15 protein-coding genes and 1 tRNA gene are annotated in these 15535 nt (G+C 43.6%); 7 read left to right on the plus strand and 9 right to left on the minus strand.

Features of this window, described 5'->3' with window-relative positions; translation table 11 throughout:
• Positions 1-120 precede the first annotated feature (120 nt).
• Both SOO65_RS05465 and SOO65_RS05470 read right to left on the minus strand, forming a co-directional pair.
• On the minus strand, positions 121-1725 hold the full coding sequence (locus SOO65_RS05465; protein ID WP_321398145.1) for a BspA family leucine-rich repeat surface protein: 1605 nt from the start codon (positions 1723-1725) through the stop codon (positions 121-123).
• Positions 1726-1938: 213 nt separating this feature from the next.
• Positions 1939-2024: transfer RNA gene (locus SOO65_RS05470), tRNA-Leu, on the minus strand.
• 218 nt (positions 2025-2242) lie between these two features.
• Here SOO65_RS05470 and SOO65_RS05475 point away from each other — a divergent pair.
• The 4 genes from SOO65_RS05475 (at position 2243) to SOO65_RS05490 (ending at position 7036) form a co-directional block, all read left to right on the plus strand.
• The gene (locus SOO65_RS05475; protein WP_321398147.1) at positions 2243-3541 is read left to right on the plus strand and encodes a hypothetical protein; all 1299 of its coding nucleotides are present in this window, start codon (positions 2243-2245) and stop codon (positions 3539-3541) included.
• Positions 3541-3933: a hypothetical protein gene (locus SOO65_RS05480; RefSeq protein WP_321398149.1), complete on the plus strand. Its 393-nt coding sequence runs from the start codon at positions 3541-3543 to the stop codon at positions 3931-3933. Before SOO65_RS05475 ends, SOO65_RS05480 begins: the two co-directional genes overlap by 1 nt.
• Positions 3926-5560: an NADH-quinone oxidoreductase subunit D-related protein gene (locus tag SOO65_RS05485; protein ID WP_321398151.1), complete on the plus strand. Its 1635-nt coding sequence runs from the start codon at positions 3926-3928 to the stop codon at positions 5558-5560. Before SOO65_RS05480 ends, SOO65_RS05485 begins: the two co-directional genes overlap by 8 nt.
• A 393-nt stretch (positions 5561-5953) precedes the next feature.
• Positions 5954-7036: a hypothetical protein gene (locus SOO65_RS05490; protein ID WP_321398153.1), complete on the plus strand. Its 1083-nt coding sequence runs from the start codon at positions 5954-5956 to the stop codon at positions 7034-7036.
• Here SOO65_RS05490 and aat read toward each other — a convergent pair.
• Genes aat through SOO65_RS05505 form a run of 3 tightly spaced genes read right to left on the minus strand, consistent with a single transcriptional unit; the run spans position 7033 to position 9742 of the window.
• Complete coding sequence (gene aat / locus SOO65_RS05495) at positions 7033-7710, minus strand: leucyl/phenylalanyl-tRNA--protein transferase (protein ID WP_321398155.1); 678 nt, start codon at positions 7708-7710, stop codon at positions 7033-7035. The genes SOO65_RS05490 and aat overlap by 4 nt on opposite strands.
• Positions 7707-8780, minus strand: a complete 1074-nt coding sequence (locus SOO65_RS05500; RefSeq protein ID WP_321398157.1) for an arginase family protein — start codon at positions 8778-8780, stop codon at positions 7707-7709. The genes aat and SOO65_RS05500 overlap by 4 nt, the downstream gene beginning before the upstream one ends.
• Positions 8777-9742 carry an NAD(P)-dependent oxidoreductase gene (locus SOO65_RS05505; RefSeq protein ID WP_321398159.1) on the minus strand — a complete coding sequence of 322 codons (966 nt, stop codon included), beginning with the start codon at positions 9740-9742 and terminating at the stop codon, positions 8777-8779. The genes SOO65_RS05500 and SOO65_RS05505 overlap by 4 nt, the downstream gene beginning before the upstream one ends.
• Positions 9743-9790: 48 nt before the next feature.
• On the opposite strand from SOO65_RS05505, the gene map reads away from it, so the two are divergent.
• Together map and SOO65_RS05515 are read left to right on the plus strand one after the other, a co-directional pair.
• Positions 9791-10576 (plus strand): type I methionyl aminopeptidase, encoded by a 786-nt coding sequence (gene map, locus SOO65_RS05510; protein WP_321398162.1) that lies wholly within the window; start codon positions 9791-9793, stop codon positions 10574-10576.
• Entirely contained in the window at positions 10563-11375 is an 813-nt protein-coding gene (locus SOO65_RS05515) for a (2Fe-2S)-binding protein (protein WP_321398164.1), read from the plus strand. The genes map and SOO65_RS05515 overlap by 14 nt, the downstream gene beginning before the upstream one ends.
• On the opposite strand, the gene SOO65_RS05520 is transcribed toward SOO65_RS05515, so the two are convergent.
• A complete protein-coding gene (locus SOO65_RS05520) occupies positions 11291-11920 on the minus strand; it encodes a hypothetical protein (RefSeq protein ID WP_321398166.1) in 630 nt (209 codons plus the stop codon). The two genes, SOO65_RS05515 and SOO65_RS05520, sit on opposite strands and share 85 nt — an antisense overlap.
• A gap of 68 nt (positions 11921-11988) precedes the next feature.
• Between SOO65_RS05520 and tatC the strand changes: the two genes are divergently transcribed.
• Positions 11989-12765, plus strand: a complete 777-nt coding sequence (gene tatC / locus SOO65_RS05525; RefSeq protein ID WP_321398168.1) for a twin-arginine translocase subunit TatC — start codon at positions 11989-11991, stop codon at positions 12763-12765.
• Here tatC and SOO65_RS05530 read toward each other — a convergent pair.
• From SOO65_RS05530 to speE, 3 genes are all read right to left on the minus strand, one after another.
• Positions 12762-13076: a hypothetical protein gene (locus SOO65_RS05530; protein WP_321398170.1), complete on the minus strand. Its 315-nt coding sequence runs from the start codon at positions 13074-13076 to the stop codon at positions 12762-12764. The two genes, tatC and SOO65_RS05530, sit on opposite strands and share 4 nt — an antisense overlap.
• Before the next feature lie 517 nt (positions 13077-13593).
• Entirely contained in the window at positions 13594-14496 is a 903-nt protein-coding gene (gene speB, locus SOO65_RS05535) for an agmatinase (RefSeq protein WP_321398173.1), read from the minus strand.
• Between the two features lies 1 nt (position 14497).
• Entirely contained in the window at positions 14498-15352 is an 855-nt protein-coding gene (gene speE / locus SOO65_RS05540; RefSeq protein ID WP_321398175.1) for a polyamine aminopropyltransferase, read from the minus strand.
• Positions 15353-15535: the final 183 nt, after the last annotated feature.

Consider the following 15535-nt stretch of genomic DNA (forward strand, 5'->3'; position numbering starts at 1 on the left):
CAATCTTAAAGATATTAAAACGGACTAGAGAAATCAGAGGGAAATGAGTGATTCGCGGGATGTCTGGAGCATCAAAATTGATGATGCCCCGATTGTGGTCAGCGAAGAATGTCCCGATAGTTAGTTACAAGTTTTCCCGAATAAACTTCCTGTACCTGGTGATCCACCTTGGTTACAAGTAACTACCAGACCAACATTTCCCCCAGTCCAGATGTTAGCACTCGCTGAAACACTTGTGATGTTCCAGTTCGTGGCGTTCAATGATGTTAAGTCCATAGTAGTTCCAAACATGCGAGTCATGTCGGTGACTGAAGACGTATTGAAGTTCGAAAGATCGAGCGAAACTAAATTCAGGGCCTGATAGAACATATAAGACATATCAGTCACAGATGAAGTGTTGAAGCTTGAAAGATCAAGTGAGGACAGTGCATTCATTCCACTAAACATATAGCTCATATTAGTCACGGCAGAAGTATTAAAATTTGATAGATTGACAGTTGTTATATAAAGCATGCTTTTAAACATTTCTTGCATGTCTGTAACCGACGAAGTGTTAAAACTGGAAAGATTTAATGTCGTCGTTTGAGAAGAGTGAAACATTCTTCCCATTTTGGTTACTGAACTCGTATTAAAGTTTGAAAGATTAAGAGTTGGCGCGCCGTTAGTATCAAACATTCCGCTCATATCAGTCACTGCTGCTGTATTAAAGCTTGAAAGATTAAGAGTCGTTAAGCTATTAGTTCCGTAGAACATATTACTCATATTAGTAACGGCCGCAGTATTGAAGTTGGATAAATCTAACGAAGGCATTCGCCATAACCGATAGAACATTCCACTCATGTCAGTCACTGCTGCAGTATTAAAGTTTGAAAGGTCTAGTGCTGTGAATTCTTCGCAGCTACGAAACAAATTACTCATATTAGTCACGGCCGCAGTGTTGAAGTTTGAAACATCAATTGATGCTAATTGTCTCATGCCTTCAAACATTGAACTCATATTTGTCACGGCCGCAGTATTAAAGTTTGAAACATCGAGTGAAGTTATGTCAGTAAGTTCTCCGAACATGAATTCCATGTTCGTTACCTTAGAAGTGTCAAAGCTTGAAACATCCAGGGTAGTGATGCCCGCCCAGCCAAACATATAACTCATATCGGTTACATTAGAGGTTTTGAAGCTAGAAAGATCAGGAGAACTCAAACTCCAGTTATCCATAAACATGCCACTCATGTTAGTCACATCAGTCGTATCCCCACCTGCAAATGAAGTCAGTTGATCACAACCAGCAAAGGCCATTTCGAGATTTTTCCAACCAAGATGTCCAAAATCTACGACTTCGATGATTTTAGACATGTCAGCTGAGTAAGCGAAATACCAGGCCTCTGCAGTTCCTGTTATGGTCACGGTGTAGACACCCGCAGCTGAGTAAGAGTGAGTTTTATCTAAATCAGTATCAGAAGTAACTTCACTCACCGGACTTCCATCACCCCAATCTACTTCAAAGTTGTAGTTGAAACCTGCTCGCAGAGGCAGCGTGATAGTTTCATTGGGAGCAAGGGTCTGCCATTTAGAAATGAATGGCGTGTGCGGTCTATTAGAACTTGGATTGGGAGCAGGAGTAGGGGTTGAACCGCTTCCGCCAGAGGAGCCACCAGTGGTGATTTTGATGTCTTTTAAGCAGCCGCTAGTTGTGATCAAAATTAAAATGAAGAATATGATTCTGATCACAAACGCTCCCTTGAACTGATTAGTGTTAAATTAATCGGAATAAAGGGATGAAATCTTAAGGTTGTCCTAATAAAATCAAAGAATGGGGAAGCTAAACTATAGAATTCAGTATGGTTTTAAATAAGATTTATCGAAGAAGGTACAATCTTTCCAATGGGATTCTTTCTTGTCGATCACCCTTTGAAATGTAATGATTTTAGCTGTTTGTATGATTGGTGCCCAAGACGAGACTCGAACTCGTACGGTATTGCTACCGAGGGATTTTAAATCCCTTGTGTCTACCATTCCACCACCCGGGCGAGCTGAAAAGTAGAGTAATGATGTTATGCTATTGAGATTATGTCAATTGAAAAGCCTGATTCTAATTGCATTCCTGCTCATTACAGTGAGCGCATGTTCTTGGCGTAAAGAACCTAAACCAAGTTCAACCGAGCTGGTGTCGTTTTTTTCCAATAATTGGTTTAGCGTAAATCCAAATCATTCACTTGTCGGACAGAATGGAGAACCAGTGTCCCACATGATGTTCGATACCACTCCTGAATTTAATCAGAGTGAGCGCACGGTGAATGTTCTCATCGCTACTCCGCAAAGATCTGAACACGCTTATCAGTATGATTTAAATTCCGGTCAGCGCTTTTACTCTCACACTTACTGTAAACAAAAAGACATTTGGCACAAGCATGAGGGATCACTTCATCGTCCGCCTTTTGCCATTGGATATATTCCAAGAGTTCTGGATCAATTAGGGGAACCGCAAAAGATCATCGTTTTCTCTAATCGCAGTAACTATGCTTCTGCAGTCGCTTATAACTATTTCAAAACGAAAATCGTCGGTGCTTACGTCGAACAAATTTGTCCGGAAGGAAATTGCATCGGAAAGAGCAATTGGCTCTCACGACTGGTTTTTATTGGAGTTGATGAAGAAGACACATCCCTTGCTCCCATTAATACAGTCGCCGATTTCGCCCAGGTATTTAAGTGGGAGAGTGCTAAGGCCCACTTGGAAAACCTTGATGGCCTTAACTCCATTGGTGATGAACTCTACCCATCAATTCGAATTGGAAATTTAATTGAATACAATGAGGCCTTCGATTTCTTTAAGAAACGCTCTATCTTCCTGACTGACGTTGAGCTTAAAAAAATCCAGAAAGGTTGTTACGCTCTCTATGATTCTTTGTGGGACGATGTAGGAAAAGAGCGTCCGGAAGACAAGAGCGCGATGACCAAAGAAGAAATGAAGAGCAAAGTCAAACTCATTGAAGAAATGAAGAAGAAAAAACTCCCGATCGGTTTTGCTGCTCGTTTGGGTGTCTTCACAAAAAAGTATTACAACGAAATTTCGACTTGCGAAAAGTTTGTTTATCACGGAAATATCAACCGAGATCGTGAGAAGTTTTGGTTCCTGAGTTACATGGGGATTTACTTCCGTCTTCACCGTGAAGGCTACTTCTATGATTGTCGAAGTAAGACCTGGAAGCGCAACACTTTGAACGCTCAGGGCGAGCTGGTTTACGATCTAAAAGCAGAAATTGGGGAATGTAAGGACGCTGACATTGATCGCGCCATGGAATATCTGCCTAATTTCCTCTCCGGCATCAAAGGGGAGAAAGAATTCTACAAATTTCTTGAGTACGATAATTATACTTTTGGGACCCACCAGAAGCTTTATTCCTGGGTGAGAGTTAAGGCCCGTCGCTTTGATTGTGGAAAAGATCCGAACATTGAAGTCAGAAAAGAAACTCGCGTTTTTCCGGAAGAGGTTTCGTGGAAAGTCCGCTATAACAAAGATACCTACGACGATAAGATTATTTACTAATGAAAGAAACAGCCAAAGTTTATAAAGTCTACCAACTCTCGAATCCTCTCATGAATACTGAGTGGCCGGCAGTTTTGGGTGATAAGTTTCATAAGGCCCTGTCATTTGAATGGGCCACAACCACCGATTTTAAAGAGGCCGACATTGTGGTTTGGGACGGAGTAATCAGTCCTAAATCGGCCGCACTTTTAAGTCCTCTCATTGAAGAGCTAAAACAAAATAAAGTTTTACTCCTGGTGGGAGAATCAATGACCTCACTTCGAAATCACCCGATGGTTAAATTAGTATCAGCCGAAGGTCTTCGTTATGTGGAATTATCCGGATGGGGCGTTTTACCCGAAGAGGTTTTGGGCGCACTCGAGGCCTGTCACCAAAAGTTGACTCATGTTTAATTGGAAAGAATTCGAAAAAACTAAGCAGGTCCTTTCTCACGTTGGCGGTCGCCGTTATCGTGATGATTGGGGACAACATCATTTGACAGTGAGACCAACTGAGCTGATTGATTGGATCGAGCTGATTAAAGAAGATTTGAATTATCTCACTCTCGCAGAAATCGCGGCGGTGGAAAATAATATCGATAAAGAGTATCGCTTTGAATTGGTGTATCACTTCCTTAACATGGGAACTCACCAACGACTCAATCTTCATCTTTTGGTGAATGAAGGCGAAATCATCCCTTCGGTGAAGAACTATTATCTTCAGGCGGACTGGATGGAACGAGAACAGGCAGAAATGCTGGGTCTTACTTTTGATCGTCCGACTCCGGCCCTTCTTTTGCCGGAAGGTCAAAAAAACTTCCCGCTTCGTAAAAAGAGCGAAGTGAAAACCTGGCCGGAAGAAAGACCCCTTGAATTTCCAAAACTACGCATGAATCCGAATAAATCGGAAGCTCCTTATCCGGAAGAAAGTTATCAGTGGAAACAGTTTGATATCTTCTCTCCAGTGAGCGCGGGTAACTTTGAATGGTCAGTCTGTTTTGATCCAGTCAAAGTCGTAGACACTCGTCTTCGTGTGGGATTTCATCACCAGGGTCTGGAACTGTTCTTACAGAACAAAGACATTCTACAAGTGCTTCAGCTGGCAGATAAAATCAATATCAGTGCGGCCCCGAATTATTCAATCGCTTGGGCAAAGACCATTGAAGAGATGTTCCGAATTAAAATTCCAGAACGCGCTCAGGCCATTCGTATTGTGATGCTCGAGCTTGCTCGAATCGCTGATCACCTTACGGTGCTCGCGGAAATTTGCCGAAACGCCGGCCAGAGTGAATTCACTCTTTTCATCAATGCTCGAGAAAAGATCAACGAGCTCTTTGAAAAGTTTTGTGGTCACAGACAAGGTCTTGGCATTGCTCGTATCGGGGGAGTGAAGGAAGATCTTCCTCACGGCTGGATTGTAGAGTATCAGGCAGTGGCAGAAATTCTTTCAAAGAATCTTCCTGTCATTCATAAATCGCTCATTGGTCAGAACAATTTCCGTTCTCACACCGATGGTGATCCGGTGAACGCTCAATCGGTGCTTCAATGGGGAGTTACTGGTCCCACTATGCGTGCGGCCGGATTAAACTTCGACCTTCGTAAATCGCAACCGTTTTATTTTTATCAGGATATCGATTTTGATATTCCAGTTGGCATTCATGGGGCGATTTATGATCGCTACCTCATCCGTTACGAAGAGATTCATCAAAGTTTTCGCATTATCACTCAGGTAATTGATAACCTTCCATTAGGTGATTTCATCAATGGTATGTATGATAAAAACTATGTTGAGTTGCTTAAGCTCTTCGAAGGTGCCGATGCTCCAACACAATGGCATTACGGCGCTTTGGAAACTTCGAATGGAGAAGCGGGCTTTTTGCTTAACTTCAATGGAACACCAAAACCTGCGCGTATAAAACTAAAGACTCCGAGCTTTGCTGTAGCACAAGCGCTACAGGTATTTGCCAAGGGACTTCGTGAAGATCAACTCGCAACTTGTTTGGCCAGCTTGAATCTTTCGCGTTGGGAAATGGATCGATAAACTATGATTCTAAATCGTAATTTTTATAGCAAAATTTCAGTTTTACGCGCGATGTGGAACAATCGCCAGGCCAAAAAATTGACTGGAGAAAAGGTTTTTAAGGCCTTTAAACTGCATAAAACAGAGTGGCCTAATAAGCTTTATTTCTATTCGCCTCGTCTCAAAAGAATTCCTCGATTTACTGGTAATTCCGCGCTCTTGGCCAACTGGAAAGAGTCTAAACTCTGTGAGACAATGTGCCCGACTCAAGCGATTAAAGTGACGGCATCCGCCTTCATAATTGATGATCGTGGATGTATAGCTTGCGGCCTATGTGTTGAACTAGCTCCTCCCGGAATACTAGAGATGACATCAGAACCTCCTCGTCTACATCAGTCTTGATAAGGATTTGTCATGATCAAATTGATTTCAACGTTAGCACTGGCATACGGTGCCTCGTTCTTCTTCATTTCAAAAACAATCGGAGTTAATGGTTTCTTCGGTGATTTAATCGCCGCTCATCCATTCATCATCCTGAGTATTTATGCCTTAGTGGTTGCTCACGTAACAATCACCGCCATGAGTTTATCGTTTCACCGCTATCACACTCACAAAGGCGTGATCATTAATAAGTGGGTCGATATGCCCATGCAGGTTTGGTTATGGATGGTGACGTCACTCTCTAAAGTTGATTGGGTATCAGTTCATATCTGGCACCACGCTCATTCAGATCAGGAAAAAGATCCGCATAGCCCGCTTCAAAAAGGTCTGGTTCACGCTCTATTCTTAGGAGTGTTTGATTACACTCGTGCTAAGTCCTGGCCGGAAGTTATGAAGATCAAGAAAACGATTCCAACGAATAAACTGGAAAAGTTCATGTTCAATAATTCATTCACAGGTCCCATCATTCTGACAGGACTTATGATGGTTATGTTCGGGCCACTTTGGGGTGGACTAGTATCAATCCTTAACTTCTTAGTTTCTCCGATCTTCGCGATTGGTGGAGTAAACGCTCTTGCTCACTGGTGGGGATACAGAAACCATGTAACAACGGATAACAGCCGTAACCTTGGTTTCCTTTTACCGCTTAACTTCATCATTTGTGGTGAGCTTGATCACAATAATCACCACGCTCACATGCGTTCGTGTTCATTCCGCCACCGTTGGTTTGAATTCGACATTGGTTTCTTCTATTTGAAGATGCTGAATAAGTTTAAACTGGCCGAACTTAAAAACGTTTATTCTCCGGCAACTCTTAAAGAAGAGTTCAGCCAGAAGTTTGCTGAATTGATTGAAAAAGATCACCGCTTCAAAAAACGTTGTGAAGAACTAGCGGCGGAATTGAATCTTAACTATCAGGATTTAAAACTTAAAATCGAGGCCTACTGGCGCGGTGAAAAAGTAAAACTTGAAAAGTCAGTACGTGTGTTTATGCGTGAAGTTCGTCGTACTTATATGGCCAACCAACGTCTTAAACTGAGCTACGCTCACGCTTAAAAAATCGTTTTCTTCTCTCTCGTCCAGTCGACCTGTTGTAATTCACGCAGGAAATCTGGACGAGAAATATAAATCCCTCCAAATTGTTCCACTACCGGCGTCACCATTTGAGTGTCGATCCAGTTTATTCCTTTGGATTCAAGATGCGAAATAAGCGTGTAAAAACCTTGTTTAGCGGCGTTGTCCTCAATCGTGAACATAGACTCGCCTGAAATAAAATCTCCCATCACAACGCCGTATAAACCGCCCACAATGCGAGTTCCATCCCACACCTCAACTGAGTAGGCGAGGTCTTGTTGAAATAGCTTTTCATAAGCACGCGTGATTCCCGGAGTGATCCAGGTGCCGGGCTGATCTTTTCTGACCATCTTGGCACAGTTATGAATCACCTGCGTGAATGCCTGATTAAAGGTCACGGTATAAGGAGTTTTCTTCAGAAATTTCACAAACGAGCGCGAGACGTGTAGGCGATCAAAAAACAGCACGCCTCTGGGATTAGGTGAAAACCAGGTATTAGGAAGTTCTCGATTCAAAGGCCAGGTAGATAGTGGCCAAGGGAAAATTCCTCGGCGATAGGCCTCAATCAGCGTATCAACTTCAAGATCTCCTCCGACAGCAACAAGCCCATCTTCATTGGCCGTGTCTACCGGAGGGAAGACGATCTTTCTTTTCATTTGGCGAGTACTTCCAGAAGAACGCGGGCCATGTCTCCGGCCACTGTGAGCGAACTTTGCTGGTCACGAGGTTCAACTCCCGCGGGCCACACAAATGGTGCCACTTCCATCAAGTCAGCTCCGGTGATTTTAAAATCATCTGAAAGAAGACGAAGAAGAGCAGCGCAATCAGTCGGTGAAAGACCTTCTTTCTCCGGAGTACCAGTTGCAGCAGCAAACTTTTCATCCAGAGCATCGATATCAAAACTCACGTAGACTTCTTCCACACCGAGTTTTTTATATTGATCACGAATCTTCTTATAAGTTTTTTCAACTCCCCATTTAATCACTTCATGGGCCCAAAGCTGTTCAACTCCAGTGTGCTCTTTCCAATACTTCTTGGTTTTACCACTTGAGCGAATTCCCACTTGAACCACGTGATCAGGAGTCGCAAGGTGTTCCAGAATCTGATACGTCCAGGTCCCGAAACAAATATCAATGCCTAATCGGCGATCTAAAAGATCAGTGTGAGCATCAAAGTGGAGCAACGCCGCTTTCTTTAAGTTCTTACGGCTCTCGAGCCACGCTTTCACCAGAGGGTAACTGGTTGAGTGATCTCCCCCAAAACCTAGAATGCGCGCAGAAGGATGGGCCTTATATAAATCATGAAGAGCACGTTCCGCGATACTCAGAGGAGAAACCGGAAGTTTATTCGCCTTACCGTAAAGTGCTTTACGACAAAGTTTAAGCGTCTCATCGTTCAAATATTTATCGTGAAGCAGGTGAGGGATCACTCGCACGTCACCGAGGTCCAAAAAATTTTTATGCTGAGAGAGAATTTCCTGACGAAGAACCAATGGTCCCCAGTTTGCACCTCTTTGAATTCCGCCGCCATTATCAGAAGGAATACCAATCACCCACGGACGATCCGGGGTCATCTTTTGAAAAGTTTTACTCCACTTTGCTTTTGCCTTCTCTACGTCTTTTGTTCCGTAATAGGCCTGCATCAGTTTTTCTTTTTTCTCTTTCCCGGTGTTCACTGTGAAGACACCGTTACCCGGTAGAGTTAAAAGTTGTTCAATCTCTTTCAAACTAGCACTCCTTTGATCCACTTATTCTGCAAGAGTTCCTTCTCATATTTTGCAAAGAATTCATTTTCATCCAGTTCTTGAAAGTCGCGAAGGACGGACTTCTCGAACTCGAGAATTTTATCATCTAAGTTTTTTTCCACACCGGCGATATGACTGGTCTTCCACACCTGAGGAAAGCCATGCCAATCTTCACCGAAGGGTTCTTTCTCAAACACATCCAGAAAGGCAAAGGACTTGGGATGAGTGAGAAGATATTCTTTAAGGCTTTTCTCTTCCACGAGCTTCCCGCGAGCACCGTTGATAAACAGCACTTCATCTGAAAGCGAATCGAAAAACTCTTTATTAAACATGTGACGAGAATATTGATTAAGACTTGTGGCCGTAATGATCACTCGGGCCTCTGAAAGATTTCCCTGGCGCCAATCCGGAAGAAGTTTATGCGGGCAATGCTTGATGAATGGATCAACCACTGTGACCTTCATGCCTAAAACACTAAGTGTGTCCGCGATGACTTTTCCAATGTGACCATATCCGAAGACCCAAGCCGGAGTATCTTTTAAAAGGGTGCGGTCCCACTTTCGGTCTTTGTTCCATGAAAGATGTTGAGGCAGTTCCTGCAGCCCTTCAAATACTGCTCCAATGGAGTACTCGGCCACTGCCTGAGCGCGGATGGTATGGCCCACCACCAGCGGGATGTTTTTCCAGAGCGCATGCTCCCCAGTAAAATGATCATAGCCCGAATTAGGATGAATAATCAGAACCGTCTGTTTTAAGAGGTCCTCTGGAATGTCTGCTAGTTGGGTATGAGTATTAGTCACCAGAATGGTTTTAAGGTCCTTAAATGAGGCAAGTGTCTCATAATTCAGGAGCGGGAACTCCTCAACCATGGCCTTTTCATCAGAAATGAATTCCTGTCTCTGATAGGGCGATATATGAGTTCTAATGACTTGGAACCTTTTCATCTCTTCAAACTAGCTTAAATCAGGTCAAAAGTGTATAAGGGAAGCACTATGATCACTATTAAATCGGCACGCGAAATTGAAGTTATGAGAGAAGCAGGAAAGATGGCGGCGAAAACGCTTCATTTCCTAGGTAAGAATCTCAAAATTGGTATGAGTACTGAAGACATTAACAAAATGTGTCATGAGTACACCATTAATCGCGGCGGCATTCCTGCGACCCTGGGCTACCACGGTTTTCCTAAGTCACTTTGTACTTCTCGTAATGAAGTGATCTGTCACGGGATTCCATCTGAAAAAGAATTTTTGAAGAACGGCGATATTATCAATCTAGATGTGACTACCATCTGGAAGGGCTTTCACGGCGATACGAACTACACTTTCTTAGTGGGTGACGTAAAACCAGAAGTGAAGAAACTTGTAGAGATCACTCAGCAGTGTATGATGGCCGGTATTTCGGTTTGTAAACCGGGTGCTCGCATTGGTGACATTGGCGCTGTGATTGAAGAGATGGCCCACGATAATGGTTACTCAGTTGTTCACGAGTATTGTGGTCACGGGATTGGAAGAAAATTCCATGAAGAGCCGCAGATCGTTCACGTTGGGAAGAAAGGCACTGGCGTTGAAATGCGTCCGGGCATGACTTTCACGGTTGAACCGATGATCAACCTTGGTAAGCGCCACTGCAAACTTCTTGATGATGAGTGGACCGTTGTAACAAAAGATAAATCCTGGTCTGCTCAGTTTGAACACACCATTCTTATTACTGAGTCTGGCCACGAGATCCTGACACAATTCTCTCCGGAAGAGTGGACAGAAGCCGATGATAAAATTTAAAGATCTCATTTCGGAAAATTCATCTAATAAAGTGATGGATGACGCCTCAGTGTCTTTGACTCTCGAGGCGCATACACTTTTTCTTCGCTTCGATACTAAAGATACAATTCTAAGAGCTAATTATTCAGGACCTGCGTCTCCATGGCTCGCGGCCCTCTGTAAAATCCTTATTGATAAGACTTTGACTGAGGCCCTGCATTTTAACTGGAGCACTTTTGAGTCTGCTTTCAAAGAAGATCAAACCTTCTGGGACTTCCGTCAGGAAACGCAGGATGATTTTTTCTGTAAACCCCTCGAACTTTTGAAAGCGACCCTCGATCACTTTCGTGGCAAAGATTATCTCTATCAGGAAACGAGTCCTTTAATCTGTCGCTGTTTTGGTATTCGTGAAGCAGATGTGCTTGAGCATCTTCAGAAAAATGAAACTCCGACATTAGAAAGCCTTTCGGGTGAAACCAAAGCAGGCATGGGCTGTCGCTCATGTGTGCCTCAGCTTAATCGTTGGGTGGTTCTGCACGAGAGTAAAAAACATTCTCACCACTTTAAAGAGCGTCCAGTGGCAGAGTGGCTTCTTGATATCGATTACATGCTTTCGTGTTTTCCGGAATCACAAGACTGGAAAATGGAAGTAAAGAGCATGAAGGGCAAACAGGTCCAGATCTCTTTTGATAAAGAGGTCACTCAGCGCGAGGAAGAGGCAATTGCTAAGAAGCTTCAGGACTTCTTAGGTGCTTCAGTTGATGGTGACTTAGGTTTCTTCTTAAGACGTGCACGACACTTTTCAAAAGCGCGCGGATAGTTCTTTAGTTCCTCAAAAATCTTTTCATCTTTCCCTTTAAAGATCGTTTTCATATCTACATCTTCTTGAAGGTACTTGATCTCGATAAAGAAATTGTCCAAAGAAGGGATCTCTTCTTTCAAGCAAGTTGGAGTAGGCGAGAGCGCCTGAATTTGCGAAATGAAAGTTAAAAGAATTTCACGAGTGGCATCGACGTAATCATCCACCATTCCCAGGGCCATATCTCTTTGCATGCCACCGACTTTGCCAGAAACCACAAAAAGCTCACGCCCTTTCAGGATGGATTGCTCCAGAAGTTTCCACGACTCCGAAAACTTCTTTCCACCGCAGATCTTCTGGTATTCTGCCGGATTAAGTTCCACATTTGGAATCTGGACCATTTCAGCAATCATGCGCTGATTAAGGTCATAGATAGGACCAGTATCCTTCGCCAAATGCAGACGACGTTCCTCTTCACCCAGGCATTTTAGGATTTGAGTGTCCCGGGCGGAGGCCCAAAGATTAAGGGACATGATCATGCTGCAAATAATGACGATACATTTCATAGGCTTATTCTACCCCTAAATTCAGAAAAGATAAGACAGAAAATACTCTTCCGATTATGATGGAGAGCATGAAAGAAATGACCTTTATGGAGCATTTAGAAGAGCTTCGAACGCGGATTATCCGTGTCCTCATCATTTTGGTGGTTTCTTTTGGTATCTGTTACTACTTCTCAACTGACATCCAAGAGTTCCTTCTAGCACCTCTTCGCGCAGCGATCGGGACGCAGGGGAAGGTCGTGTTCACAGGACTTCTTGATAAGGTCCTGGCCGAACTTCAAATTGCTTTCTGGTCATGTGTTGCTTTGGCGAGTCCGTTTTGGTTCCGCGAGGCCTGGCTCTTTATTAAACCTGGTCTTTATGAAAGCGAGGTCCGTGCGATCCGTCCTTTCATTTTTGTGGGCTTCCTCCTTTTCATCGCCGGTGTGGCCTTTGGTTACTATGTGATCTTCCCGTTCACATTTAAGACGCTTATTTCTTCTGGTGTTCAGAACGTTGAGGCGATGCTGAACCTTCAAGACTACTTACTTCTTTCTTCAAAAGTTCTGGTGTTCCTGGGGATTCTCTTCCAGATGCCCAACGTGATTATTATTCTAGGTTTTATGGGTCTTGTGACGAAGTACTCGCTTCGTAACATGCGTCGCTACCTTGCAGTTGCTTTTGCAGTTGCGGCAGCGGTGATTACGCCGACACCAGATATTCTTTCGATGATGTGTGTGTGGATTCCGATGATGATTCTTTATGAAATCGGAATTATCGCAGTGGCATGGATTGTTCACCCATATCTGCACCGTAAGTACATGTCTGATGAAACGACGTCAGAATCAGAACCAGAAGAAGAAGCTTAGGCCGCTTCTTCCGACGACTCTTCTTGTACTTCTTCCTCTTCGCCACCTAAGCTCGCGATGTGATCAGATGAGAATCTCCAGTTCTCCATATCTCCACGTACGGTATAGCCGCGAAGGATGGCCTGGAATTCGTGAATCATATACTCAATTTCCTGACCCCCAAACTCTGAGCCGTCCGTCTTCATAAGGTAACCAGTGAGACAAATTTCGCGTCCATAAACTCCGTACTGGCATTGACCGAGATCCACACCAAAACGATTCAAGACACGACGTACTTCTTTACTACCTTCGAGACGACTCATCTTTTGCATAAGGGGATTCCTTTTTTGAATTCACTTATACTAAGACCAAACAGGTTTTCAGTGCTTTAACTTTGATAATACAAGGGGTTAGGAATTGTGTCTTTGGAGGCAGGAAGCGGTCAGCGCAAGAAAAGTTGGGCACTCAACCTGGCACCTTTTGGACATTGATTTCAATTGCGCAAAACTGTTAGACTACTTTTACATAACCAGGTGGGAAAGTGCTGTGAACACTTCCCCTAAAACCTCGTTAGTTCATTCTAAGTATTACAGCGAGCTGTAATAATAGAATCAACAGAGTCAGTATCGTGGGCACGACCGCGCCTAATTATGTCTTCCATAACATATACCTTTTGTTAGAAGGCGCCCTTCATTGGGCGTCATGGAAGTTTTTTGAGTACTGACTCTCGAGATGCAAAAAAATGGGAAAGTTTCAGACTGCTAAGCCTGAGAATTTAATGAGCTTGAATGTGCGGAGTTAAAAAAATTACTTCCGCCAGCGGCGGCCAGCGGAAGTAAAAGAAAAGAATTACTTATTCATCGCGAGCATAATCTCGCGAGTAACTTTCGAAGCAAAACAAGAAGAGTTGTTAGTAGCGTCCAGCATTGGAGCTAGCTCAACGATATCTGCGCCTACGAAGTTTTTACGGTTAAGGATCTTAAGGATCTTCATGAAGCCGTGGAAATCTTCACCACCGGCCTCAGGCGTACCTGTACCAGGGAAGAAACCAGGATCAAAGAAATCCAGATCAAGAGTTAAGTAGATCGGACGAGAATCATCGATTCCTTCCAACCACTCACAACACTCTTTAAGAGATGAAGCAAGCGTCTTGTTCTCTTTCATCCAGTTGAACTCTTGGCGAGGTCCAGAACGGATTCCGTATTGGATCAAGCGGTTCTTAGGAGTGAAGTGATCTAGCACGCGACGGATAATCGAAGCGTGAGAATACTTCTCTTCAAGGTAACCATCACGAAGGTCTGTGTGAGCATCTAGGTGAAGAAGAACGAGATCAGGGTAGTTCTTCATATAAGTTACGATTGGGCCGTAAGAGATTGAGTGCTCACCACCAAGAGTAACGAATTTGATCTCGTCTTTTTTAAGATCAAGGTCCTTCGTCATTTCCATGAAGAATTCATTCGTAAGGTGCCACTTCGACGGATAAGTCGGAAGGTCACCCATCGTGATGATGTTGTAGTCTTGAGTGTCTTTATCCAGGTACGGAGAGTAGTCCTCTAGACCATATGAAGCTTCACGAATGGCACTTGGAGCGAAACGAGCGCCTGGACGGAAAGATGTTGTACCGTCAAAGCAGAAGCCGATGATGTGAGTTGAGTGCGAGAAGATCGCCTCAGCGTACTGAGTACCGATGAACGGCTTTTGCGGCTCTAATCCTTCAACTTCTTTAATTAAACGAGGTTCTTTATTTGTCATATTACTCCTGACCGATCATTTGCTTGTGGAAGTTAGAGATGGCAAATGTTCCTTTGTGCCAGTCCATGTTGTACCACTTGAGTGATCTCTGAAGAGAGTGCATGTGGCCCATCTTAGCTGGGTTAAGATCTGTCGCACGGTATTTCTTAGAAGAGAAACCGAACGTCCAGTAAACACCAGGGTAAATAAGCATCGGAGCATTGAACGAGCTCACGATTGGGAACACTTTTCTCATGTTGTTGTAGATGTTCTTGATACCAAACTCATCCAGGAATGGATTTTCAGTTTGGTTCATCATGATACCGTCTTCTGTAAGAGCGTTATACACGTCAGCGTAGAACTCATCAGTGAAAAGACCTGAAGCGAAATCAACCGGGTCAGTTGAATCAACTACGATGATATCGTATTCAGCTTTAGCGCGCTTAATGAAAGCGAAACCATCTTCTGGTAGAACACGAACGCGCTTATCAGATAGACCTGAAGTACAATCCGGGAAATAAATTTTAGAAACTTCGATCACGCGCTCATCGATCTCAACCAGATCAATGCGCTCGATATCCGGGTGCTTTACGAATTCACGAACTACACCGCCGTCACCGCCACCGATGATCAGAACTTTTTTACAGTTGCGGCTTACCATATATGGGATGTGAGAAACTACTTCGTGGTAAACGAACTCGTCCTTGTCAGACACCATGGTCTTGCCATCAAGAAGAAGCAGTTTTCCAACTGAGTCAGTTTCAACAACATCAATCTTCTGAAACTTTGATTGCTCAGAGTGAAGGTATTCTTTGATTTTAAAACCCATTGAGAAAGTCTTATGGAAAAACTCCTCAACCATCCAGTTGCCGCTCATGTTCGCTCCTCTATGAAATAAGGGGGATTTTTAACCCAAAAACTACTGATTTCAAAGCATATTTCGAGGTTTGGATAACCGTACAAATTGGTCTCCGGAGGGCATCCAAGTGAATTCAAACTTTTGCACGACGCCATGAAAATCAAAACTCAAACTTTCGAGGAAAATGATCTATGATAGGGG

Source organism: Peredibacter starrii, assembly GCF_034259205.1.
In the GTDB taxonomy this organism is placed as follows: Bacteria; Bdellovibrionota; Bacteriovoracia; order Bacteriovoracales; family Bacteriovoracaceae; genus Peredibacter; species Peredibacter starrii.

What these genes read in the sequence shown, in the direction of transcription:
- SOO65_RS05475 (WP_321398147.1), top strand. Translation starts at nt 2,243, where the DNA reads ATGATGTTCGATACCACTCCTGAATTTAATCAGAGTGAGCGCACGGTG.
- SOO65_RS05480 (WP_321398149.1), top strand. Translation starts at nt 3,541, where the DNA reads ATGAAAGAAACAGCCAAAGTTTATAAAGTCTACCAACTCTCGAATCCT.
- SOO65_RS05485 (WP_321398151.1), top strand. Translation starts at nt 3,926, where the DNA reads ATGTTTAATTGGAAAGAATTCGAAAAAACTAAGCAGGTCCTTTCTCAC.
- SOO65_RS05490 (WP_321398153.1), top strand. Translation starts at nt 5,954, where the DNA reads ATGATCAAATTGATTTCAACGTTAGCACTGGCATACGGTGCCTCGTTC.
- aat (WP_321398155.1), bottom strand. Translation starts at nt 7,710, where the DNA reads ATGAAAAGAAAGATCGTCTTCCCTCCGGTAGACACGGCCAATGAAGAT.
- SOO65_RS05505 (WP_321398159.1), bottom strand. Translation starts at nt 9,742, where the DNA reads ATGAAAAGGTTCCAAGTCATTAGAACTCATATATCGCCCTATCAGAGA.
- map (WP_321398162.1), top strand. Translation starts at nt 9,791, where the DNA reads ATGATCACTATTAAATCGGCACGCGAAATTGAAGTTATGAGAGAAGCA.
- SOO65_RS05515 (WP_321398164.1), top strand. Translation starts at nt 10,563, where the DNA reads ATGATAAAATTTAAAGATCTCATTTCGGAAAATTCATCTAATAAAGTG.
- SOO65_RS05520 (WP_321398166.1), bottom strand. Translation starts at nt 11,920, where the DNA reads ATGAAATGTATCGTCATTATTTGCAGCATGATCATGTCCCTTAATCTT.
- tatC (WP_321398168.1), top strand. Translation starts at nt 11,989, where the DNA reads ATGAAAGAAATGACCTTTATGGAGCATTTAGAAGAGCTTCGAACGCGG.
- SOO65_RS05530 (WP_321398170.1), bottom strand. Translation starts at nt 13,076, where the DNA reads ATGCAAAAGATGAGTCGTCTCGAAGGTAGTAAAGAAGTACGTCGTGTC.
- speB (WP_321398173.1), bottom strand. Translation starts at nt 14,496, where the DNA reads ATGACAAATAAAGAACCTCGTTTAATTAAAGAAGTTGAAGGATTAGAG.
- speE (WP_321398175.1), bottom strand. Translation starts at nt 15,352, where the DNA reads ATGAGCGGCAACTGGATGGTTGAGGAGTTTTTCCATAAGACTTTCTCA.